Origin of the sequence: Pseudomonas sp. G2-4, from assembly GCF_030064125.1 — a bacterium.
Taxonomy (GTDB): Bacteria; Pseudomonadota; Gammaproteobacteria; order Pseudomonadales; family Pseudomonadaceae; genus Aquipseudomonas.
The window spans coordinates 5181043-5204422 of the sequence record NZ_CP125957.1 but is presented as its reverse complement, the minus strand read 5'-3'; the positions used below and the strand labels follow the sequence as shown (position 1 = coordinate 5204422).

Annotated in this window: 19 protein-coding genes; 4 read left to right on the top strand and 15 right to left on the bottom strand. The window is 62.2% G+C overall.

What is annotated here, in order from left to right; genetic code table 11:
• Window positions 1–41 precede the first annotated feature (41 nt).
• From QNH97_RS22790 to QNH97_RS22765, 6 genes are all read right to left on the bottom strand, one after another.
• A complete protein-coding gene (locus QNH97_RS22790) occupies window positions 42–662 on the bottom strand; it encodes a flavin reductase family protein (RefSeq protein ID WP_283554010.1) in 621 nt (206 codons plus the stop codon).
• A gap of 315 nt (window positions 663–977) precedes the next feature.
• Window positions 978–1466, bottom strand: coding sequence for a heme utilization protein (locus QNH97_RS22785; protein WP_283554009.1), 489 nt, complete (start codon window positions 1464–1466; stop codon window positions 978–980).
• A 302-nt stretch (window positions 1467–1768) separates the two neighbouring features.
• The gene (locus QNH97_RS22780) at window positions 1769–3088 is read right to left on the bottom strand and encodes an MFS transporter (RefSeq protein WP_283554008.1); all 1320 of its coding nucleotides are present in this window, start codon (window positions 3086–3088) and stop codon (window positions 1769–1771) included.
• A gap of 307 nt (window positions 3089–3395) precedes the next feature.
• The gene (gene mifR / locus QNH97_RS22775) at window positions 3396–4736 is read right to left on the bottom strand and encodes a two-component system response regulator MifR (protein ID WP_283554007.1); all 1341 of its coding nucleotides are present in this window, start codon (window positions 4734–4736) and stop codon (window positions 3396–3398) included.
• The gene (locus tag QNH97_RS22770; protein WP_283554006.1) at window positions 4729–6495 is read right to left on the bottom strand and encodes a sensor histidine kinase; all 1767 of its coding nucleotides are present in this window, start codon (window positions 6493–6495) and stop codon (window positions 4729–4731) included. The genes mifR and QNH97_RS22770 overlap by 8 nt, the downstream gene beginning before the upstream one ends.
• 290 nt (window positions 6496–6785) lie before the next feature.
• Window positions 6786–8309 carry a fumarate hydratase gene (locus QNH97_RS22765; RefSeq protein ID WP_025215267.1) on the bottom strand — a complete coding sequence of 508 codons (1524 nt, stop codon included), beginning with the start codon at window positions 8307–8309 and terminating at the stop codon, window positions 6786–6788.
• Window positions 8310–8779: 470 nt separating this feature from the next.
• Between QNH97_RS22765 and QNH97_RS22760 the strand changes: the two genes are divergently transcribed.
• Window positions 8780–9886 (top strand): GGDEF domain-containing protein, encoded by a 1107-nt coding sequence (locus tag QNH97_RS22760; RefSeq protein ID WP_283554005.1) that lies wholly within the window; start codon window positions 8780–8782, stop codon window positions 9884–9886.
• Window positions 9879–10826, top strand: a complete 948-nt coding sequence (locus tag QNH97_RS22755) for an iron-sulfur-binding ferredoxin reductase (protein WP_283554004.1) — start codon at window positions 9879–9881, stop codon at window positions 10824–10826. The genes QNH97_RS22760 and QNH97_RS22755 overlap by 8 nt, the downstream gene beginning before the upstream one ends.
• Before the next feature lie 197 nt (window positions 10827–11023).
• Here QNH97_RS22755 and pyk read toward each other — a convergent pair whose 3' ends face one another.
• The gene (pyk, locus tag QNH97_RS22750; RefSeq protein WP_283554003.1) at window positions 11024–12475 is read right to left on the bottom strand and encodes a pyruvate kinase; all 1452 of its coding nucleotides are present in this window, start codon (window positions 12473–12475) and stop codon (window positions 11024–11026) included.
• Window positions 12476–12840: 365 nt separating this feature from the next.
• Here pyk and QNH97_RS22745 point away from each other — a divergent pair, with 365 nt between their 5' ends.
• Together QNH97_RS22745 and QNH97_RS22740 are read left to right on the top strand one after the other, a co-directional pair.
• Entirely contained in the window at window positions 12841–13215 is a 375-nt protein-coding gene (locus QNH97_RS22745) for a tetratricopeptide repeat protein (RefSeq protein ID WP_283554002.1), read from the top strand.
• A gap of 292 nt (window positions 13216–13507) precedes the next feature.
• The gene (locus QNH97_RS22740) at window positions 13508–13867 is read left to right on the top strand and encodes a PilZ domain-containing protein (protein ID WP_283554001.1); all 360 of its coding nucleotides are present in this window, start codon (window positions 13508–13510) and stop codon (window positions 13865–13867) included.
• A gap of 180 nt (window positions 13868–14047) precedes the next feature.
• Here QNH97_RS22740 and QNH97_RS22735 read toward each other — a convergent pair whose 3' ends face one another.
• The 8 genes from QNH97_RS22735 to QNH97_RS22700 form a co-directional block, all read right to left on the bottom strand.
• Window positions 14048–14443, bottom strand: coding sequence for a DUF6124 family protein (locus QNH97_RS22735; protein WP_502944410.1), 396 nt, complete (start codon window positions 14441–14443; stop codon window positions 14048–14050).
• A gap of 309 nt (window positions 14444–14752) precedes the next feature.
• Entirely contained in the window at window positions 14753–16084 is a 1332-nt protein-coding gene (locus QNH97_RS22730; protein WP_283554000.1) for a DUF58 domain-containing protein, read from the bottom strand.
• Window positions 16085–16319: 235 nt separating this feature from the next.
• Entirely contained in the window at window positions 16320–17324 is a 1005-nt protein-coding gene (locus QNH97_RS22725; RefSeq protein ID WP_283553999.1) for an AAA family ATPase, read from the bottom strand.
• An 81-nt stretch (window positions 17325–17405) separates the two neighbouring features.
• On the bottom strand, window positions 17406–18593 hold the full coding sequence (locus tag QNH97_RS22720; RefSeq protein WP_283553998.1) for a Fic family protein: 1188 nt from the start codon (window positions 18591–18593) through the stop codon (window positions 17406–17408).
• A 158-nt stretch (window positions 18594–18751) separates the two neighbouring features.
• Complete coding sequence (locus QNH97_RS22715; protein WP_283553997.1) at window positions 18752–19915, bottom strand: DUF4350 domain-containing protein; 1164 nt, start codon at window positions 19913–19915, stop codon at window positions 18752–18754.
• Window positions 19912–21456 carry a DUF4129 domain-containing protein gene (locus QNH97_RS22710; protein ID WP_283553996.1) on the bottom strand — a complete coding sequence of 515 codons (1545 nt, stop codon included), beginning with the start codon at window positions 21454–21456 and terminating at the stop codon, window positions 19912–19914. Before QNH97_RS22710 ends, QNH97_RS22715 begins: the two co-directional genes overlap by 4 nt.
• Window positions 21443–22417: a stage II sporulation protein M gene (locus tag QNH97_RS22705; protein ID WP_283553995.1), complete on the bottom strand. Its 975-nt coding sequence runs from the start codon at window positions 22415–22417 to the stop codon at window positions 21443–21445. Before QNH97_RS22705 ends, QNH97_RS22710 begins: the two co-directional genes overlap by 14 nt.
• A complete protein-coding gene (locus tag QNH97_RS22700) occupies window positions 22414–23139 on the bottom strand; it encodes an RDD family protein (protein WP_283553994.1) in 726 nt (241 codons plus the stop codon). Before QNH97_RS22700 ends, QNH97_RS22705 begins: the two co-directional genes overlap by 4 nt.
• Window positions 23140–23380 lie beyond the last annotated feature (241 nt).

The following is a 23380-nucleotide window of genomic DNA, read 5'->3' as shown; positions in this document are numbered from 1 at the left end:
GGAGCAAGCTCCCTCGCCACAAGGGTGCGATGGGCAACCTTCTACTTCGGGCGATGCATCCTGAACAACGCCTCAGGCCCCACCTGGAAATAATCCGCCGGCCCGCCGCCGCGCAGAATCGGCTCGGCGGCGGCGGTGTCGTACACCCCATCCTTCAACAGCCACTTGGCGATATGCACGGCGACCACTTCGCCGAGGATCAGCCAGCTCGGCACCAATCCCTTGTCCGCCCGTTGCAACTGAATGATTTGCGTGACCTTGCATTCGAAGGACACCGGGCTTTCAGCCACCCGCGGCACCTGGATCACCCGCGACGCCGCCGCTGTCAAACCCGCCAGTTCGAACTCATTGACCTCTGGCGCGACCATCGCGCAGCTCTGGTTCATCTGCTCGGCCAGCGGGCGTGTGGCCAGGTTCCAGGCGAACTCGCCGGTCTGTTCGATGTTGTTCAGGCTGTCTTTGCGCCCGACGCTGGAAAAACCAATGATTGGCGGGATGTAGTTGAAGGCGTTGAAGAAACTGTAGGGCGCCAGGTTCAGGCGACCCTCGGCATTCTGGGAGGAAATCCAGCCGATGGGACGCGGGCCGACGATGGCATTGAACGGGTCGTGGGGCAGGCCGTGGCCTTGGGCGGGTTCGTAGTAGTGGATGTCGTCGGGCATGGGGCTGCGGGTCCAGTCGAATTCAAGGAGATGTCGGCAATAGTGCAGCGGGGCAAGGACTTTGTCAGCACTGGCCGCGCCGAACGCGGTTTTTTGGCTGCCGGTGATCCAATGTGGGAGCGAGCTTGCTCGCGATAGCGGTCTGGCATTCACCAATTGATGCAAGCTGATCCGACGCTATCGCGAGCAAGCTCGCTCCCACATTGATCTCTTGAATCAGAAAAACTGTATCCGTTTCTTGAGGCTGTGCAATTCCCATACCCCAAAAACAACTAAGCCCGGCCGAGGCCGGGCTGTAAGGGTGTCGTTATCGGATTAGCTGATGGCAGCAGTATTAGTGCGATCGAAACCATCTTCAGCAACGGTAGCGCCGTTAGTGCGGTCAAAACCATCTTCAGCAACGGTAGCGCCGTTGGTGCGATCGAAACCATCTTCAGCGACGGTCGCGCCGTTGGTGCGATCGAAACCATCTTCAGCAACGGTAGCGCCGTTGGTGCGGTCGAAACCATCTTCAGCGACGGTAGCGCCGTTAGTGCGGTCGAAGCCATCAGCAGCGACGGTAGCGCCGCCAGTGCGATCGAAACCATCTTCAGCGACGGTAGCGCCGTTAGTGCGATCAAAACCATCTTCAGCAACGGTAGCGCCACCGGTACGGTCGTAACCATCAGCAGCAACAGTGGCGGTGCCAGTGCGGTCGTATCCGTCAGCGGCAATCGCCGAGCTGGTGCGGTCGAAGCCATCGGCGGCGAAGGTGTTGGCAGCCAGTACGGACAGGGTCAGGGCAAGGATCAGTTTGGTTTTCATGGTCGTGCTCCAGAGTGGTTGGCGTTAAGTGCCTTGGGTGTGGAATTCATATTACGCTTGTTAATTTGATTAAAAAGCGCAAAAAAACGCTTAAACAAATCGATTAATTAGATATGTATGCGGTCGTCTCGGAACGGAAGGGAATCCTCCTCACCGCCATGGCGGACTGTCTTTTGTTGAGAATGAGGATGGAGGGCAGGCATTAACCAGAGATTAATGTCAGATAAATCTTCATACATGCGCAATAAAAGAAGGGGCGGACCTGTTCAGGTGCGCCCCTTCCATTTGCTGCAATCAGGATGTCAGTCGGTCACGATCCGGGAATGCTTGCGGGTGTCTTTCATGGTGATGTAGACCAGCAGCGATACAGCGATGCACGCCGTGACGTACCAGTAATAGCCGGTTTCCATGCCGATGCTCTTGAACCACAGCGCGATGTATTCAGCGGTGCCGCCGAAGATCGACACGGTCAGTGCGTAGGGCAGGCCGACGCCCAGGGCGCGGATTTCGGTGGGGAACAGCTCGGCTTTCACCACGGCGTTGATCGAGGTGTAGCCGCTGACGATGATCAGCGCGGCCATGATCAGGAAGAACGCGCCCCACCAGGTCTGGATGGTGTGCAGAGTGGTGAGGATCGGCACGGTGAACAGCGTGCCCAGGATGCCGAAGGCGATCAGGATCGGCCGCCGCCCGACCTTGTCCGACAGCCCGCCGATCAACGGTTGCAGGCACATGAACAGGAACAGCGTGGCGGCGGAAATGGTGGTGGAGTCGGAGATGCTCATGCCGACGGTGTTCACCAGGTACTTCTGCATGTAGGTGGTGTAGGTGTAGAACGCCAGCGTACCGCCCATGGTCAGGCCGACCACAGTCATCAGTTCCTTGGGATGGCGCATCAAGGTGCGCATGGCGCTTTCCTTGGCTTTTTCCTTTTTGGTGAACGACTCGGTTTCTTCCATGCCACGACGCAGGTACAGCGCCACCACCGCGCACAACGCGCCGATGGCGAATGGAATGCGCCAGCCCCAGGCGTACAGCTCTTCGGTGGTGAGGAACCGTTGCAACACGATCAACACGCCAAGGGCGATGAGCTGGCCGGAGATCAGGGTCACGTACTGGAAGCTGGAGAAGAAGCCGCGACGTTCCTTGGTCGCCATCTCGCTCAGGTAGGTCGCCGAGGTGCCGTATTCGCCACCCACCGACAGACCCTGTAGCAGACGGGCGAATACCAGCAGGATCGGCGCGCCGACGCCGATGGTTTCGTAGCCGGGGCTCAGGGCGATGATCAGCGAGCCGAAGCACATCAGGTACACCGAGGCCATCAGCGCCCGTTTGCGACCGGCGCGGTCAGCGTACAGGCCCATCAACCACCCGCCAATCGGGCGCATCAGGAAACCCACGGCGAAAATCGCGGCGGTGTTGAGCAACTGGGCGGTGGTGTCGCCTTTCGGGAAGAAGGCTTTGGCGAAGTACAACGAGAAAGCGGCGTAGACGTACCAGTCATACCACTCGACCATGTTGCCGACCGAGCCGCTGAAAATCGATTTGATCCGGCTGGCGGTGGTTCTTTCACGGGCGGGCACGGCAGCCGACCCAATGGGCAGGGCGTTGGAGTTATCCATTGAAGGATCCTTCGTTTAATTGTTTTTGTGGAGCGCGTAGGAACGCAGCCTGCCAGAGCTATAGCAGGAGCCGTGCCACAGGGTGGAGGGCCGGTCTAGAGGGGTTTTTGGCGTTGAGTGAGCGGAAATCCGCTTGTTTTGGATTCGGCGTGAGCGGGAATCCGCTTACTTGAAGGGGACTGTGTTGTTTGTGCTGGCCTCATCGCGAGCAAGCTCGCTCCCACAGGGTCATGTGTACACAGGATAAAGTGTGGGAGCGAGCTTGCTCGCGATGAGGCCGGAACAGGCGCAGAAAATTCAGCTCCCCCTACAAAAACATCTCCCGACTCAACCCATGCCGCTGCATCTTTTCATTGAAGGTGCGGCGTGGCAGTTGCAGTTCTTCGAGCACCGCTTTCACATCGCCTTTGTGCCGCGTCAGGGCGGCGCGCAGGCATTGGGCTTCGAAGGCTTCCTGCTGGGCGGCGAGGGACTGGCCGGGCTCGCTCTCCAAGGCAAGGGGTTGATCCAGCCCCAGCACCTGGCGCTCGGCAACGTTGGCCAGTTCACGGACGTTGCCCGGCCAGTCGTGGCTGAGCAGATGGCTCAATTGCGGACCGCTCAGGGGCGCGGCAGCGCGGCCCAGGCGTTCGGCGGCGCTGTGGGTGAAATGCTCGAACAGCAAGGGGATGTCTTCGCGCCGTTCCCGAAGCGGCGGCAGGCGCAGTTCGGCGACGTTCAGGCGATAGGCCAGGTCTTCGCGAAAACGCCCGGCCCGGGCTTCATCCAACAGGTCGGGTTTGGTGGCGGCGATGATGCGCAGGTCCACATTGATGCTCTGATTGGAGCCCAGGCGTTCGAGCTTCTGCTCCTGCAACACCCGCAGCAACTTGACCTGCTGGGCCAGGGGCATGCTCTCGATTTCATCGAGGAACAACGTGCCGCCATCGGCGTATTCGAGCTTGCCGATGCGCTTGCCCTGGGCGCCGGTGAACGCACCGCTTTCATGGCCGAACAGTTCCGCTTCGAACAAAGGTTCGGGAATGGCCGCGCAGTTCAACGCGACGAAGGGCTTGCTGGCCCTCGGGCCGAAGTCGTGCAGGCAACGGGCGACGAGCTCCTTGCCGCTGCCGGTTTCGCCACGGATCAACACATTGACCGGCAGGGTTGCCAAGTCCAGCACCTGGCGCCGCAGGTTTTGCAGCGCCCGCGATACCCCCAGCAGCGTCCCGTCGAGCCGGGCCTTGGCGTCGGCCTGCTCATGCAGGCGGCGGTTCTCCAGCACCAGCGTGCGCTTGTCCAAGGCTCGGCGCAGGCTGCCGAGCAGGGCTTCGGGGCTGAAGGGTTTTTCCAGGAAGTCGTAGGCGCCGTCGCGCATGGCTTCCACAGCCATCGGCACGTCGCCATGGCCGGTCAATAGAATCACTGGCAGGTCCGGATCGCGGCGGCGCACTTCGGCCAACAGTTCCAGGCCACTGAGCCCGGGCATGCGCACGTCGCTGAGGATCACCCCGGGGAAATGCTCGGGCAACTGCGCCAGGCATTCTTCGGCGCGGCTGAACAACTGCACGTCGAACCCCGACAGGCTCAACCATTGCTCGACGGCGCTACGGATGCTGACTTCGTCGTCGACGAGCATGACCTTTTTTAATGTGGAGTGGCTAAGCATGCAGTTGCGCCTCCTGGTCGATGGGCAAGGTCACGCAGAACACCGCGCCATTCTCATGGTTGTCCGCCGTCAGTCGCCCGCCGGATTCATGAATGATCGCAAACGAAACCGCCAGTCCCAAGCCCAGGCCGTCGCCCACTGCCTTGGTGGTGAAGAAGGGGTCGAACACCTGGGCTAGGTGTTCTTCCGCGATGCCGGTACCGCTGTCACTGACGGTCAGGCGCCACAATTGGTCATCCGCTTCCAGGCGCACTTCCAGGCGTTTGAGGGGTTGCTCGGCCATGGCGTCGAGGGCGTTGCGCAGCAGGTTGATCAACACCTGTTCGAGGCGGATCGCATCGCCACGTACCCACGCCGGGCGGGTCAGGTGCAGCACAGTGCTGACCTGCTCGTCCCGCAGGCGCGTGTCCAGCAGTTGCAGCGCCTGGTCGACCACCGTCGCCAGGTCCAGGCGTTCGCGCAGGCCGCTGGGGCTTTTGCGGGCGAAGGTTTTCAGGTGGCCGGTGAGGGCAGCCATGCGGGTCAGCATCTCGTCTACCGGCTTGAGGGCCTTGTAGGCATCGTCGACCCGGCCGTGATCCAACAGCAGACGCAAGGTTGCCAGTTGCATGCGCTGGGCGGTCAGCGGCTGGTTGATTTCATGGGCCAGGGCCGCCGACATCTGCCCCAAAGCCGCCAGCTTGGCCGATTGCACCAATCCGTCCTGGGCCGTGCGCAGATCCCGGGTGCGCTCTTCCACCAAGCGTTCAAGCTCTTCGCGGCTGCGCTGGCGCAGTTTTGCCAGGCGCCAGCGCTGGTTGAGAAACAACAGCAGGAACACCAGCGCCAACCACAAGCCGGCGGCGGCGAGCCCGGCATTGCGGCGGTCTTCGAATGCGATCTGCGGGCGGCGCAGCAAATGCAGCGTCCAGCCTTCGGCGGTCAACGGCAAGGATTCCCACAGGTAGTCCGCCGGGCCATCGGGTGCTTCGACCTGGACCAGGCGACTGTTGTCGTCAAAGTGTCGCAGGGGCTCAAAGGCCAGGGGTTGCAGCGGTTGCTTGTCGTATTGGCGGGTGGCCTTGAGTTCGGCGCGGTCGCTGTCGGCCAAGGGCTGCAGGTGCCGGTAACGCCAGCCGGGTCGGTTGGCGATGAAGATAATCCCCTTGGCATCGCTGACCAGCAGGGTGTCGCTGCCCTGGCGCCATTCGCGTTCAAGCTCGGGAAACTCCAGCTTCACCACCATCGCGCCGAGGAACTCACCGTTGTCGCCGGTCACTGCACTGGAGAGGAAGTACCCCGGAATACCGCTGGTCACGCCCACCGCATAAAACCGTCCGGTGCCCTGGGTGCGGGTCTGGAGGAAATAGGGGCGAAAGCCATAGTTGTGCCCGACATAACTGCTGGGCAGCCGCCAGTTGCTGGCCGCCACTGCCAGGCCGCTGTGGTCGAGCAGTTCCAAGGTGGACGATTGCGCAGCACCGTTGATCTGTTCCAGTTTGCGGTTCAGCGCGTCCTGCTGCGCCGCGCTGACCGGGCCCGTGAGGGCCGAGCGCAACTCCGGGTCCAGCGCCAGTACGGCGGGCAGGGCGCGGTAGCGCTCGATCAGGGTGTGCAACGAGTTGGCGTACAGCGCCAGCTGCTGGCTTGCCCGGCTGGCGTCTTCCTCCAAGGCCTGGCGTTCGGCGTGACGCATGGCCAGGGTGGCGGCTACGGCCGCTCCGGTGAGGATCAGCAGGGTGTACAACGACAGGCGCAAGGTACGGGTAGTTGGCAGCATGCTGGCGTAAACCAGTGGAAAGTCGGGCGGGCACGATAGCATGGTGGAACGTCTTGGAGTCTGCACCACCGCCATCGCGAGCAAGCTCGCTCCCACAGGGGATGGGTGGTGGATTGAGGTGTTGTGGTCACCTGAGACCCCGTGTGGGAGCGAGCTTGCTCGCGATGGCGGAGGCTCAGGTTACCTGAATGATGGGTATAAACCTTGAGAGGACAGGGTTTGCTAAACGCACAAAAAAAGGCCGGTGAGCTTGTCGCCCACCGGCCTTGGTCATGACACCAAAGTGCCTGTTACTGCACTTCGACCGCCAGGCTGTCGCTGATCTTTTTCTGCCAGATGGCCGGGCCGGTGATGTGCACCGACTCGCCCTTGCTATCGACCGCAACGGTCACCGGCATGTCCTTGACCTCGAACTCGTAGATCGCTTCCATCCCCAGCTCGGCGAACGCCAGGACCTTGGATTTCTTGATCGCCTGAGCCACCAGGTACGCGGCACCGCCGACGGCCATCAGGTAGACGGCCTTGTTGTCCTTGATCGCTTCGATGGCGGTCGGGCCGCGCTCGGATTTGCCGATCATGCCCAACAGGCCGGTCTGCTCGAGGATCTGGCGGGTGAACTTGTCCATCCGCGTGGCCGTGGTCGGGCCGGCCGGGCCGACGACTTCGTCACCTACCGGGTCGACTGGGCCGACGTAGTAGATGAAGCGACCCTTGAGGTCCACCGGCAAGGTTTCACCCTTGTTCAGCATTTCCACCATGCGCTTGTGTGCCGCATCGCGACCGGTGAGCATCTTGCCGTTGAGCAGCACGGTTTCGCCCGGTTTCCAGCTCTGCACGTCTTCCGGGGTCAGGGTGTCGAGGTTGACGCGGCGAGCCGATGGGCCAGCTTCCCAGACGATTTCCGGGTAGGCGTCCAGCGGTGGCGCTTCCAGCGACGCCGGGCCGCTGCCGTCGAGCACGAAGTGGGCGTGACGGGTGGCGGCGCAGTTGGGGATCATGCACACCGGCAGGGAGGCGGCGTGGGTCGGGTAGTCCATGATCTTCACGTCGAGCACGGTGGTCAGGCCACCCAGGCCCTGGGCGCCGATGCCCAGCTGGTTGACCTTCTCGAACAGCTCCAGGCGCATTTCTTCGATACGGTTCTGCGGGCCGCGGGCCTTGAGCTCGTGGATGTCGATGGATTCCATCAACACTTCCTTGGCCATGACCGCGGCTTTCTCGGCGGTGCCGCCGATGCCGATGCCCAGCATGCCCGGTGGGCACCAGCCGGCGCCCATGGTCGGGACGGTCTTGAGCACCCAGTCGACGATGGAGTCGGACGGGTTGAGCATGGCCATCTTCGACTTGTTCTCGGAACCGCCACCCTTGGCCGCCACGTCCACTTCCACGGTATTACCCGGGACGATGGAGTAGTGGATGACCGCCGGGGTGTTGTCCTTGGTGTTTTTCCGCGCGCCTGCCGGGTCGGCGAGGATGGACGCACGCAGGACGTTTTCCGGCAGGTTGTAGGCGCGACGCACGCCCTCGTTGATCATGTCGTCCAGGCCCATGGTCGCGCCATCCCAACGCACGTCCATGCCCACGCGCACGAACACGGTCACGATGCCGGTGTCCTGGCAGATCGGCCGGTGGCCGGTGGCGCACATGCGCGAGTTGATCAGGATCTGCGCCATGGAGTCGCGGGCCGCCGGCGATTCTTCGCGCAGGTAGGCCTCGTGCATCGCCTGGATGAAATCCACGGGGTGGTAATAGGAAATGAACTGCAGGGCGTCGGCAACGCTCTGAATCAGGTCGTCTTGCTTGATCACGGTCATGAGTCGCGCTCCTCTCTAAAGACGGGAACATTCAATAAGGTGCCGCCCGTTTGGGTGCATCGGTCGACGGACGGCACCTCTTAAGGCACGCCGGGCATGCTGGCGCGACGCTAAAAAGGCGCGGCAGTATATCGCAGGCAGGCACCCTGTGGGAGCGAGCTTGCTCGCGATCACAACGCAAAGGCGAGGTGGATATGGAATCTTGTGGCGAGGGAGCTTGATCCCGCTGGGCTGCGTAGCGGCCCCAGGATTTTGCGGTCGCTGCGCAACCGAGCGGGAGCAAGCTCCCTCGCCACAGGTAAACGTTCGCCAGGGCCATCAAACAAATGCGTCAATTTGGGCCATTGCTTTGACGCCATTTTTCTGCTCCAGAATTGAATGGTCATTTGCCCTACACGCCACTAAAGTGGCGTCTGGCCTGTAGCGTAGGACGCCTCCTGTCAGTTTCCTTTCCCATGGTGAGTCAACGATTGACCCATAACGCCATCCAACGTCTTTTGCTGAAACGCTTCGCCTTGGCCGCCGCGACTTACGCGCTGGCACTGGTGTTGTTGTGGCTGGCATTTTTCAGTGGTCATTACCTCGATTCCTTGCGCGATGTGATCATCGGCAGTGTGTTGGTGGTGCTGTGCCAGGCAGGGCTGTTCGCGCTGTTTATCTCCGGCCGCAATCTGCGCTTCGCCGACCCCAGCCTCACGGAAATACAGGTGCTGATCGGCCTCGGCTGGCAGACCTGGATGATGGCGCACCTGGACCAGGCCCGGGGCGTGTTCCTGGTGTTCTATGTGCTGATCCTGCTGTTCGGGCTGTTTCACCTGTCCCGACGGGCCTTTTTGCGCTGTGCGACGTTGGTGTTTATCAGCTTCACCGGTATTACCCTGTGGGACGGCTACTTCTTTCAACTGCCTGACCCCACGCTGGCCGGGTTGCAAGTGTGCGTGCTGTTTATCGTGCTGGTGTGGCTAGTGTTTTACGCCCGCTACGTCCAGACCTCCCGCCAGCGCATGCGCCAGCGACGGTTTGCCCTGCAGGCCCACCAGGACACCTTGCGCGGCATGATGCGCCAGCTCGAAGACCTGGTGGCCACTGACGAATTGACGGGCCTGTTCAACCGCCGGCACTTTCTGCGCCTGGCCTCCCGTGAGCTCAACACCCTCAGGCCTGGCGTCGCCCATGGCCTGGCCTTGATCGATCTCGACCATTTCAAGCGCATCAACGACCTGCACGGGCACGCCGCTGGCGATCAGGTGCTCCAGGCGTTTGCCGGCGTTGCCACGGCCTGCCTGCGCGAGGGCGATGTGCTGGCCCGTTACGGTGGCGAAGAATTCGTCATGCTGCTACCGGCCTGCGACCCGTCGCGGCTGACGGCCTGCACTGAGCGGTTGCGGCTGGCGTTTACGGAAGTCGAATTGGTCGGCCTGCGGGTCGGGCCCCTCAGTCTGTCGGCGGGGTTGACCATGTTGGAGATGGGGGACGACCTGGACAACGCCTTGCAACGAGCCGACCAGGCGTTGTACCGGGCCAAGCGAGACGGCCGCAATCGTTGTGCCGCCGCCTGGGAGAACGCCGATGCCTGAGCTGACAGTCGCCGGTCGGCACTGGACGGTAGCGGCGGGCAGTAACCTGCTGGACGCGTTGAATCAGTCCGGGGTGCCGGTGCCCTATAGTTGTCGCGCCGGCAGTTGCCATGCGTGCCTGGTGCAATGCGTGGGCGGCGATGTGCGTGACAGCCGGCCCGATGCCCTGAGCCCGACGCAACGCGATCAAGGCTGGCGGCTGGCCTGCCAATGCCAGGTGGTCGAGGATGTGCAGATCCACACCTTCGACCCGCAGCGCGACGGCCAGGCGGCCCAAGTGACGGCGGCGGATTGGCTGGGCGCCGATGTGCTGCGCTTGCGAGTGACGCCTGAGCGGGCGTTGCGTTACCAGGCCGGGCAGCATTTGGTGCTGTGGGCCGGTGACGTGGCCCGGCCGTATTCCCTGGCGAGTTTGCCGGAGGAGGACCGTTTCCTGGAGTTCCACCTCGATTGCCGCGAACCCGGCCGCTTCATCGATGCGGCTCGAAAACTGAAAGGCGGCGATCCGATCCGCCTCGGCGAACTGCGCGGTGGTGCCTTGCATTACAACCCCGACTGGCACGACAAACCCCTCTGGCTGCTCGCCGCTGGCACCGGCCTGGCGCCATTGTTCGGCCTGCTGCGCGAAGCCCTGCGCCAGCACCACCAGGGCACTATTCGCCTTATTCACGTGGCCCATGATGCGACGGGACATTATTTGGCCAAACCCCTGGTGGCGCTGGCGGCCAAGCACGAGAACCTCACCGTCGAGCTGCTGACCGCGGCCGAGGCGCCCGCCGCGCTGGCGCAACTGCGGCTTGTTTCCCGGCAAACCCAAGCCTTGCTCTGCGGCCATCCCGACCGGGTAGAGGCCTTTGCCAAGCGTTTGTACTTGGCCGGCCTGCCGCGTAATCAACTGCTGGCTGATGTTTTTCTCCCCCGCGAGAGCAGCGCAAGCTGACCCACCGCTATCGCGAGCAAGCTCGCTCCCACAGGGGATTTGGGTTGGCCGGAAAATCGCGGACTGCCGTCGGTCCAGTGTGGGAGCGAGCTTGCTCGCGAAGGCGCCAGTTCAGGCACTGCATTCCCAGAATGCAGAAACCAAAAAGCCCCGCCATTCACACGGCGGGGCTTTTTGCTTTTCGAGCAACCGGTCACTCAGACCATGGGGTCGCCAACGTGCAGGATTTTCATCCCGTTGGTGCCGCCGATGGTGTGGTAGCTGTCGCCCTTGGTGAGGATGACCCAATCACCGGTTTGCACCACGCCACGCTTGACCAGTTCATCCACCGCCGCCTGGCTGACTTCGCCCGGTTGCAGGGCGGCTGGGTCGAACGGCACGGTGTAGACGCCACGGAACATGGCAGCCCGGGCCTGGGTTCCACGGTGCGGGGAGAACGCGTAGATCGGCACCGAGGAGCGGATGCGCGACATGATCAGCGGCGTGTAGCCACTTTCGGTCAGGGCGATGATCGCCTTCACACCCGGGAAGTGGTTGGCGGTGTACATCGTCGCCAGGGCGATGCTTTCGTCGCAACGCTCGAAGGTCTTGCCGATGCGATGGCTGGAAGTCTTGCTGGTCGGGTGCTTTTCCGCGCCGATGCAGATACGCGCCATGGCTTGCACCGCTTCGAGCGGGTAGAGGCCGGCGGCGCTCTCGGCCGAGAGCATCACGGCGTCGGTGTAGTCGAGCACGGCGTTGGCTACGTCGGACACTTCGGCGCGGGTCGGCATCGGGTTCTGGATCATCGACTCCATCATCTGGGTTGCAACGATCACCGCTTTGTTGTGGCGGCGTGCGTGCAGGATGATCTTCTTCTGGATACCCACCAGCTCGGCGTCGCCGATTTCCACGCCCAGGTCGCCACGGGCCACCATCACGGCGTCGGACGCCTTGATCAGGCCGTCGAGGGTTTCGTCGTCGGCCACCGCTTCGGCGCGTTCGATCTTGGCCACCAGCCAGGCCGTACCGCCGGATTCGTCACGCAGTTGGCGGGCGTATTCCATGTCGGCGGCGTCACGGGGGAAGGACACGGCGAGGTAGTCGACTTCCATTTCCGCGGCCAGCTTGATGTCGGCCTTGTCTTTTTCGGTCAGGGCCGGTGCCGTCAGGCCGCCGCCGCGGCGGTTGATGCCTTTGTGGTCCGACAGCGGGCCGCCGATGGTCACGGTGCAGTTCAGTTCGGTGGCGGTCGCGGTATCGACGCGCATCACCACGCGGCCGTCGTCGAGCAGCAGCTCGTCGCCCACGCCGCAGTCCTTGACCAGGTCCGGGTAGTCGATACCCACCACCTGCTGGTTGCCTTCGGTCAGCGGATGGCTGGTGGAGAAGGTGAATTTGTCACCGATCTTCAGCTCAATGCGCTTGTTGGCGAATTTGGCGATACGGATCTTCGGGCCTTGCAGGTCACCCAGCAGGGCGACGAAACGGCCGTGCTTGGCCGCGAGGTCGCGTACCAGCTTGGCACGCGCCTTGTGTTCTTCGGGGGTGCCGTGGGAAAAGTTCAGGCGGGCAACGTCCAGGCCAGCCAGAATCAGCTGTTCGAGAACTTCCGGCGAATTACTGGCCGGGCCAAGGGTAGCGACGATTTTGGTGCGACGGACGGACATGCATGACTCCTCAGGTTCAAGCGCCAGCGAAGGCTACTATGCTCTTTGGGTGTAGTCATTGTTCATATGCACTACTTTTTCGTTTGTTTTTCGAAATGAACATTCTTGAAAATTTTTGCGCCTCTTTAAATCCTTGCACAGGCTCTTGTGGCGAGGGAGCTTGCTCCCGCTGGGTTGCGAAGCGACCCCAAGCAAGTTGAACTCGGGCTGCCTGATAGACCGACGGGCCAGGTTTTGGGGCTGCTGCGCAGCCCAGCGGGAGCAAGCTCCCTCGCCACAGGATAGGTGCGTGCCGCAGCAGTGTTTTTCAGGCTGAAGATTTTTCCAGCCAGGTCGATACAGAGCTCAAGACAGGAGAACCTCCCATGCGATTCGTGCTTTTTGTTGCCCTGGCCCTGAGCGTCACGGGCTGCACCCGTTGGTCGATGAACCACCACATGAACCTGGCCTACAAGGCCTATGACCGCGGCAATTGCGAGCAAGTGATGCTCGAGCTGTCGAAGGTCGACCGCGCCAGCCGGGCCCGCCGCTACATGCAGCCGGAAGTCTCGATGCTGCGCGGCCAGTGTCTGGAGCGGCAGAAGCTGTTCATCGATGCAGCGCAAACCTACCAGTTCATCATCACGCAGTACCCTAACAGCGAATACGCGTTCCGCGCCCGTGCCCGCCTCGAAACATTGCAGAGCCTGGGTCATTATCCAACCCGCAGCGCTGCGGCGATCCGTCCTGCAGCGTCCTGATACCGCTCGTCAGTTCCACGGCCAGGGGCGACCCCTGGTCATCTCCTTCTTGTACCGTTGAGGTAGATGAAAGGTGCGTGGCGAAACTGGCTGTTGCCCAACCTTCAGCTATATTTGTACAAGTCGTATTAGAGTCAGGTCTCTAATGTTGAAGAGCACCTGTGACCGGCAGAAAGTCTAGCCAAGCACTTCACGTGTCTGGCACCGGGATCGGGGAGAGCGGGCAGGCTTGGGCTCGTTCCGAAGTATTCGTTTGCCCCTGTCCGGGGTCGTTGAAAAAGCGATACAAGACATGTACAAAAAAAGGCGAATCGAGCGGCATCAGTTGCCGTGTTTTTTGCGGGTGTTCAACGGCGTCAATGACAGGCCCATCGGCTTTTTGGGTAACGTCTCTGAAGATGGCCTGATGCTGATCAGTCATCTGCCATTGATGGTGGGGGCGGACTTTGAACTGCATCTGAAAATCCCTTCCGATGAGGGACCGCAGCAGAACATCAAGTTGAAAGCCAATTGCCTGTGGTGCCATGAAGACGTGACGCCGATGCATTTCGACGCCGGTTTCAGCCTGAAATGGGCACCGCCGGAATACGGGCAACTGATCAGTTCGTTGCGGCAATATTTCAGTTTTTATCCGATGCCGGAATCGGCTTGAGGCTATCTCTCTGAGGGAGCCAGGGCGTAACGCCTGGCTCTTGCGGGTGTACTTCAATCAACTGTGGGAGCGAGCTTGCTCGCGAAGGCGTCGGCACATTCAGTATTGATGTCAGCTGACCCACCGTCATCGCGAGCAAGCTCGCTCCCACAGGTTTCGCTGCAACAGTTCGTTTGACCGTTAGCGCTGAACCTTCGCTTCGTTATCCAGCATCCTCTCCAGCAACAACACCCCCATCTCGCCCATCTGGTGAATCGCCAGGGCCAGGTTGCGCGGGGCGCCTTCCAGGTCTTCCGATAAATCCAGGATCAGCGTGCTCACCGAGCAGAAGGTTTCGTAGGTGTGCGCGAGCATGCCTTCGGGATCGGCGTCAGGGGCGACGATGAAGTAATCCACTTGCTTGGCGGTTTTCTGCTCGGGCTGGCCGTTGTTGGGCTTGAGGTAGTAGTCCAGGGCTCCTTGGGCGGCTTGGTCGAGCTTTTCGGGGTCGAGGGTTTCTTGGGGGAGAGCGGGTCGGTATGGGGTGGATTGGGGGTTGGCTTGATCATATTCACTTCTCTTCGGTGGCGCTGCCATCCGGCTCGCGACTAAACGAGGGGTGGCGGCTGGACGCAGGTTAGTCGACCGGTGAGAAGTGAAACCGGCGCGCCCGAGGGCGCCCTGCGCACAGCCACCATCAAGTGCGGGGATAGGGGAACCCGACTGGATGACGCTTGTGCACATCACTTCAACACCGGGCGACTAAACCCGATCGCTGGATATCAGCGACGCGAATCAAGTTACGGGGCAAGGCCAAGGCACACAAGCCGGCGGATTCTGGCGGATCTGTAGTCCGTTGCGCAAGGCGCCGTAGTCAACCGGAGTTTTGCTTGCTCGCTGTAGGACCTATACGGTCCCCGCCTTTTTCCATGCGAGATATTGCGTCACCAATTGCGCCCCTAATTCACTCGGGCGTGAGTCCAGGGCCGGGATGCCATGGGCGCTCAATTGCTGATGCAGTTCGGCCCGGGCATTCAGGTAGTCCACCGTCCCGCAATAGGCCAAGGCTTCAGGCAGGGTTTGCACCGGCGACTGGCGCAAGCGGTCGAGGGCTTCTTCCCGCAGGCTGGCCACCAGCACCCGATGCTGTTGGCCCAGCCGTTTCACGGCGGCCAGCAGTTCCGCATCGTCCTCATCCCGCAGGTTGGTCACCAGCACCACCAGGGCCCGACGTTTTTGCCGGGCCAGCAGTTGGGTCACGGCGGCCTGGTAGTCGGCGGGACGTTGGCTGCTGTCGAGGTCGTACACGGTGTTGAGCAACACGTTGAGCTGGCCCGTGCCTTTGACCGGGGCGAGGTAGCGGGTTTGCTCGCTGGCGAAGGTGCTCAGGCCGACAGCGTCGCCCTGGCGCAGCGCGGTGTAGCTGAGCAGCAGGCAGGCGTTGAGGGCGTGATCGAAGTGCGACAGTTCGCCATCCTGGCTGCGCATGCGCCGGCCGCAATCGAGCATGAAAATGATCTGTTGGTCACGCTCGTCTTCGTACTCCCGGGCAATCGGCGTGCGGTGGCGGGCGGTGGCTTTCCAATCGATCTGGCGCAGGCTGTCGCCCTCGCGAAATTCGCGCAGTTGATGGAATTCCTGCCCCTGGCCACGCCGTTGACGCTGGCGGATGCCGAGTTGGCTGAGCCAGTTATCCACAGCCAGTAGCTGGCCGTCGTAGAGCTTGGCGAAATCCGGGTAGACGCGGATCTCTTCGACCTCGTTCATCAGGCGTTTTTGCGCCCACAGGCCCAACGGGCTCGGCAGGTTGACTTCGCAGTGTTCGAAGGTGAAGTGGCCGCGCTTGAGCGGGCGTAGGCGGTAGCCGATCTGGCTGAGCTGGCCGGGTTGAAGCTCAACCGTCAGGGGGAGGTTTTCGAAGTCCAGGCCATCGGGGACATGATCGAAGAGCTCAACCTGCAGCGGCTGCTCGAAGTCATGGCTGATCTCCAAGCGGACCTCGCCCCATCGACCGAGGGCCAGGCTTGCCGGCATCTGCCGTTGTACTCGGGGCAAAGGCAAGCGCCTGAGCCGCACGGCGTCGAGCAGCGCCAGGGCCAGCAAGGCCAGCAGCAAGCCCCAGTTGATGGACAGCAGGGCCGATGGAACCGCCACGCCCAACGCCCGCAATGCGCCTAGCACGATGCCAAGGGCCAGCAGTGCCGCGAGCCAGATCAATAGCAGGCGCGAGGGTTTCATGAGTGCATTCCCTCGCAGGGGGCATTAGCCTTGGCGAAGGAATGTGCTGCGGTGAGGTTCCCCGTGGCGAGGGAGCTTGCTCCCGCTGGACGCGCAGCGTCCCCTTGCGGTGTGTCAGGCAAACCCCGGGGTCTGCTTCGCAGCCCAGCGGGAGCAAGCTCCTTCGCCACAAAAAGCACTCTGGCCACAGAGAGTGCTCTTGCCACAATGAGTTTCTCCATCATGAAGTTTGTATTCACAACCGCGGCGCCGGCACTTGATCAAGCAGCTGCCCCAGCACCTGATCCACCGACAGCCCTTCGATGTCCAGCTCCGGTGCCAGCCGCACACGATGGCGCAGCACGGCCAGGGCGCAGCCCTTGATGTCGTCCGGCACCACGAACTCGCCGCCGCGCAACAACGCTCGCGCCCGGGCGCAGCGTACCAGGGCGATCGAGGCGCGCGGCCCGGCGCCCAGGGTCAACCCCGGCCAACTGCGGGTGGTGCGGGCCAGGCGTACGGCGTAGTCGAGCACCTGGTCGTCCATCGGCAGATCGCTGGCGATGCGTTGCAGCGCCTGCACATCCTTGGCCTGCAACACCGTGCGCAACGGCTGCACATCAAGCATGTCGGCCCGGGTCGAGCGGCTGACCTGGCGCACCATATTCAGTTCCTGGTCGGCGTCGGGGTAGTCCATGCGCACCTTGAGCATGAAGCGGTCGAGCTCGGCTTCCGGCAGCGGGTAGGTGCCTTCCTGTTCGATGGGGTTCTGGGTGGCGAGCACCATGAACGGTTGGGCGATGGGCAAGGGGCGACCCTCGAGGGTGACCTGGCGCTCCTGCATGGCCTCGAGCAGCGCGGCCTGGGTCTTGGCCGGCGCGCGGTTGATCTCGTCGGCCAGCAGCAGGTTGGTGAACACCGGGCCCTTGCGCAGCTTGAATTGCTCGGTCTGCAAGTCATACACCGCGTGCCCGGTGACGTCGCTGGGCATCAGGTCGGGGGTGAACTGGATGCGCGCGAACTCGCCGCCAAAACAGCGGGCCAGGGCGCGTACGAGCAAGGTCTTGCCCAGCCCGGGGACGCCTTCGAGCAGGACGTGACCGCCGGCGATCAGCGCCGTGAGCACATCGTCGATCACCGTATCCTGGCCGACCACCGCTTTGCGCAGCTCGGTGCGAATGGCCTGGGCCAACTGACTGGCGCGCTGGCGCTGTTGGGCGGCGTGGGTCTGGCCGTCGGCAGGTTCGTTCTGTTCAGTCATGGGTTCTGGCGTTCTCCTAACGGTTAAATCCTATGATGGTGCGCTCACTTCAAGCAGCTGAGGCCCGAGTCACCGGCACAATTAGCCCATTTGAAAATGCAGGTTCGCAAAGATCGATCCGGCGAAGCGGGCGGGCAAACCCGCTTCCACCGTTCGGGACCTGGGGGTACTGCTGACCACTATCCCCGCTTCGATCAAGCGACTCAGTTCTTCCGTTGCAAGCCGATCCTTCAAGCCTGTGAACACCTTGAACTCCGCACGCGGCATCGCACCTTGGGTGAGCAGCGCTAACACAGCCGCTGCACTGGTGGGCCTGATGCCGGCACGGCGAAGGTCAGGATCCGTTGAGAACACATGAACAACCTGCTCGCGCAGCTTGGCTGGGTCTAGCGCGGTGGTCATGTAATCAATCTGGTCGTGGCAAACATCGAGCATGAACTCGATGAAGTTGAAGTAGTGACGCTGTGAGAGTTGGCCGCGCCCGTCATAGTCACCTTCACGAGGACGATCAGCCAACGCCAGGAAGCGATAGTACTCATCTTGCCTGCGAGCCAGGCCACGGGACAGTGACCATAGGAAAGGTTTTAGCCCGAGGTGAACAAGTTGCAGGTGGGTGAGCATCCGAATCACTCGACCATTGCCATCCAGGAAGGGGTGAACAAGCGCCACTCGGTGATGGCCTGCCAGGGCGGCGATCAATTGGCGCCGCGGGTCTTTTATTCGTCCGTAGTGCAACTGCAAATGCTCAAGCATGGGCAATACCGCTGCAGCCGCTGGAGCGACATGTGCGCCAACCTGGACCTGTTCATTCTGTTCGGCCCGCAGTCTGCCCGGTTCCATCATGCGACCATCGCCCAGGGTCAGTTCCTGCGTAGACGCGTCCTTGAAAAGTCGACGATGGATCGTCGCGATCAACTTGGGATCGAACATGGCAGAGAAGCTGTCCGCTGGCCGCATGCGCAGCAGCCGCTCCATCACCTCCTGCTGGGTCATGTGTTGCACTGCGAGCTCTTTGAGCGCCTTTCTTTCCCGTTTCGGTGTCGTGCGAGCAGTCTGGAGGTCAGCGATCTCGGTTCGATGCCCTTCGATCAGGTTCGAGTAGTAGGTATTGGTGATGCGCAGCAGGCCCGCCAGCTGCTTCGAGGTCTCATCGGCAAGCCTTCCGGCAAGAAATTCTGCCTTGCGGGGCAACTGATCCGCAGCCTGAATGATCGAGTCGGGCAGACTTTCTGGCAGTACTGGGTCAAGGTACGTTTTCGAGGTGATCATCGTTTGATTCCGGCGCCCTTAAACGGCTACTTACTCGGTGATTCCTGCGGAAATTTATGCGGAAAACAAAATCGGCTATAACGCCCGTTATTACTAGGTTTGGTAACGCCGTACGATAGATGATTTCGAGCATTCTTGCGGATTTATCTGCGGAAAACTCATAAGGCATTCCTAAGGGTTTGCAAATGGGCGACCTGGCGGCAGAACTCTGCGCTGGACATCCGCTGTTTCGGCCGTGGGCTCAAGGCTTGGCTGATGGCTCGCGTGGGTTGGCGGGTCAGGCGGGCGAGTACTTGCCATTGTTCGGCGACGGCCAGTTGTTCGAAACCGGGATGAAGATGGCGGGCGCGGCGCAGGATGTCCTGCTGCAAGGTCTGCAACAACTGCTGTTGGCCGTTGTGGCGCAGGTGGAAACCGGCGCTGGCCTGCAAGTGTTCCTCCAGTTGGCGCCGTGCCTTGGGTGCCGGTTGCTGCAGCGGGCCATGGCGTACCGCCGAGCGCCAGAGCCACAGGGCCACCAAGGCCAGCAGCGCCACCAATGCCTGGGGGAAATAGCGCAGCAGCAGGGTCAGCAGGTCGTCGTGATCGGTGTTGAACAGCAGCGTGACGTCGGTATCGGCGCCCAAATACCAGAGCAGCCAGGCGTTGTCGTACTGGTCGATGTGCTCGTTCTTCCACAGCTCGGCGTCGGTGATCACCGTGATCGAGCCCAGGCCGAGGGTCAGTTGCATCATGTGGGTCGCCAGGGCGCTGTTGGCCCAGGCCTGGGCGAGGTTCTGCGGGTCTTCGAGGTGGAAGTCGGTGTCGAAGCCGATATACGCAGGCGCCTCTTCGTCTTCCAGGTACAGCTTGGTCAGCTCCGGGTAGCGATCCTTGATGAGCTCGGGGGCCGGCTCCTTGAGGTCTTCGCTCAGGAGTTGGCGCAGGTGCACGCGGTCCAGCAGCAAGTCGCCGCTGCTCTTGGTGTTGTCATCCCACAAGGCCTCGGCGACAAACAGCAAGCGCCCGCCGGCGCGGGTCCAGTTCATCAATTGGTCGACTTCCCGTGGCGTCATGTGGGTGCGCTCACCCAGCAACAGCAGGCTGTGCTGGCGAGGCTCCAGGCTGGGAAGCACGCTCAGGTCATTGGCATGTTCGACATTGATGCCCTGCTGGCGCAGGAAATGTTCGGCGGCCAGGTACGGGTTGGCCCGGGCTTCGGGGGAGGGGCCGTGATCGAGGGTTTCCTGATAGGGCACGGCCTTCACGTAGAGATAGACGCCCAACGCACCCACCAGCGCGACCACCAGTGCGCCGGTCAGCAACCCTGTACGCCGGCTCATCGAGACGCTCCCGGACCGAACAGCCCGCGCCAGCCGTCACACAGTTCCTGTTGAAGGTGGGGCGGCGGTGTACGGTGCCCATAGGCGATGTTCTGCCAGTGCCGGGTCAGGCTTTCGCTGAAGCCCAGCAGGTTGGCCTGTTGAAGCTGTTCGATGCGTTGCAGCACTTGGCCTTCGGTGTCGGCCGGCGTCAATGGGACCTGGAAGTCATGATGCAGCCGACTGAGCAGGGCGCGGTAAAGCAGGCCCAGCGCCTCGCGGGGATTGGCGGACCATAACTGCTCGACGCTGGTGGCCACGTCGACTGGCAGGCTCTCTTGGCGGATATCCAGGCCGAACATTTGGGTCGGTGCCGGTCGTTCAAGGGTTACCCGTTGCGTCGGCCGGAGATTCACCAAGGCCTTGAGTCTTTCCCGGTAGTGCCAGGCCAGCCAGACAATCGCGCCCACCAGGCAGGCCCACAGGGCGATCTGGATCAACGTGGCGATGATGTCGAAGCGTTGGCTGCCCATCCATTTGAACAATGCCTTGAGCCAACCCGGGGTTTCGCCCTTCTCGGGAGCCTCGGTGGCTTCTTCGCCGAAACGATAACGGGTGACCGTTTCCGGGGTCTTGAACGGTGGGGCTTCGAGGATCGCCTTGATGCTGTCCCGGGCCCCTTCGCTGGTGAGGGGTTGATGGAGCAGGCGGGGGCTGTCGGGTGCGCTGCTGTCTTCGGCGGCCCAGGCCGGGGGGGCCGGGGGTAGCAGCAACAGTGCCAGCAGCATCAGCACGGGAACTGTACTGCTCAGGCGTTGGCGTTGGCGCAGGCGGCGGAAGGCCAGTTCGATGTCCCAGCCCTCGAGAATCGTGCGCCGGTTCAAGTAGAGGCTGAAGCCGCAGGCGACATAGATCGGCTCCCAGACGATCAGCAGCAGGGGATACAGGAAGTTGACCAGGTGTTCGAACCACAACCAGTCGTGTTCGGCCGCTGCCACCAGCATCTGCCAGTCCCATTCCAATTCGACTTGTTGCGGCACGAATAGATAGAACAGGGCCATCAGGCCGAACCACAAGGCGGTTTCCAGGTGCACGCCGATAAGGGTCAGCCATTGCGCCGCGCCGCCATTGCGTTGCAGCAGGACCCGCAAGCGCTGCTCGCGCGCATCGCCGGCAAGCCCCTCAAGTTGCACCACGGGCATCAGGAAGCTGCGGCTCAGGCTCAACCGTCGCCAGCTCAGGCTCGCCAACAACTGGGGCTTGAGCAGCGCGGGCCACGCGCGCAAGGCCTGTTTCAACGTGGGCGTTTCGCCAAACAGCGCCTTGGAAAGAATGAACAGCGGCAGTCGGTCAAAGGCCGGTTTCAACCACCAGAACACCAGCACGACCAGGGACGGCGAATCCCACAGCAACAGGGTCAGCAGCACATACACCGGCAGTGTGACGATGGCCCAACTGGTCATCAGCAACCGTCGATGCCGCTGGCTCATCAGCACACCCAGGTCCATGGCTTCCCAGGCGGTTCGCGGGCGGATGACTACGGTGGCGTCACTCAGGCGCATGGCGGTCCCGTCCGGCAAACAACAGATAACTGAGCACCAGCAGCCATAACAATGCGCCCACCGTGTATTTGATGGCGGGCGATACGGCGCTGGAGGACCAGTAGGCCTCGATGAACGCGGCGATGAGCAGCAACAGCATCACCCCGCCGATCATCAGCACGCTTTTGCCCGCGGCGAGCCGCAAGGCCTCGCCCCGGGTCAGGCGCCCCGGCGCGATCAAGGCCCAACCCAGTTGCAGTCCGGCGGCGCCGGCCAGGGCGATGGCGGTGAGTTCGAAGGCGCCATGGCCGATCACGAACGACCAGAATGTGCTTCCCGAACCGATCTGGGTCAGGTGTCCGGCCACCGCGCCAATGGTCAGGCCATTGAAAAACAGGAAGAACGCGCTGCCCAGGCCAAACATCAGGCCACTGGCGAACGTCTGAAAGGCAATGCCGATGTTGTGCATGATGTAGTAGCCGAACATGACCCAATCCTCGCTGGCGGCCCGTTCGATCGAGCGCCCCAGGTGCCCGGCGGCCGGGTCGTACATGCTGCGTATCTGGCTGATTTCGTCGGCGCCCAACACGCTGTAGACCAGTTCCGGAAACAGATAGACCAACAGCCCGATGCCCGCCAGGCTGCCCAGGAACATCAGGCTGGCGACCAGCACGAAGCGCCATTGTTCGCGGACCAGTCGAGGAAACCCGGCGAGGATAAAGGCCGAGAGACTGGCCGAGGGTCGGCTGCGGTCCCGGTAGAGCTGCTGGTGACCGCGCAGGGCCAGTTGTTGCAGCGTGTCGATCAGCAAGCTGCTGTAGCCCCGCGCCTGGGCCAGTGCCAGGTGATGGCAAAGTCGCCGATAGGCGGGTGGGAAATCGCTGCTCTGGGGCGCGTTGCGACTGCGTTCCAATTGATCGAGCAGGCCCGACAGATGTGCCCATTCTTCTTGATGGCGGCTTTCAAACAGGCTTTGCTTCATGTTGGCCCCAACAGGCCGCGGGCAATGCCATTGAGTTCGGCCACGGCGCTGGGCGCCTGGACGTTCAAGGGTGCGGCCAGGATGCTCGCCAGTTCGTTGACCCGCGCCGGGGACAGTTCGGCCTGGCGCTCGGCGAAACTCAGCACGGCGCGTTGCTCGTTCAGGCTCAGGGCAAACGGCGGGCGTATCGGTTGTACCAATGGCAGGGTGGGGCGTTTGACCGGTTGTTCGCGATATACCACCAGTGTGCCGGCCGCGAGGTCGCCCAGGCGTTTGAAGGCCGGATGCTGCAGGCAACTGATTGCCCCGAAGGCATAGGCGAAGGGCAGCATGTCGACGAAGCGCAACAGGTTGCGGATCAGTGAGGCGGACCAGCCAATGGGGCGACCGTCGTCCTGCACCACGCGCAACCCCATGATCTGCTTGCCGGGGGAGCGGCCCTGGTTCAGCACTTCGAACAGCACCATGTACCACCAGCTGATAATGAACAGCAGGATGGACCCCAGGCCGATGCCCAGCTCACCGAAAAACGCCAGGATCAGAAAGAGCAGCCCCAGGACCAGCCCGCGTATGCCCAGGTCGATGGCAAAGGCCAGTGAACGGGGCATCAACCCCGCCGGACGCAGTGGCAGGTCGATGCCTTCGGGCGTTTCGACCTGATAGCGCGTGTCCAGGGGCGCCGGCAGCGTCGCGTTCCTTTGCAGTGCTGGTGTGTCGAGCATGGGCTACCTGAGTGATGGGCCGGGTCGAACATTCAATGTCGGCGATGCTAGCAGCCTTCGTGCGGGCAAACGATATGTCGATGCCAGTCATTTCATTTCATGGATCGCAACGTGACTGAGGGTGCGAACACGATCTGGGCCATCCAGCAGGTCCCGTGTGTGCGAGCTTGCTCGCGATGGCGGCTGCACAGCCAGCATCACCGCAGGCTGACCCACCGCTATCGCGAGCAAGCTCGCTCCC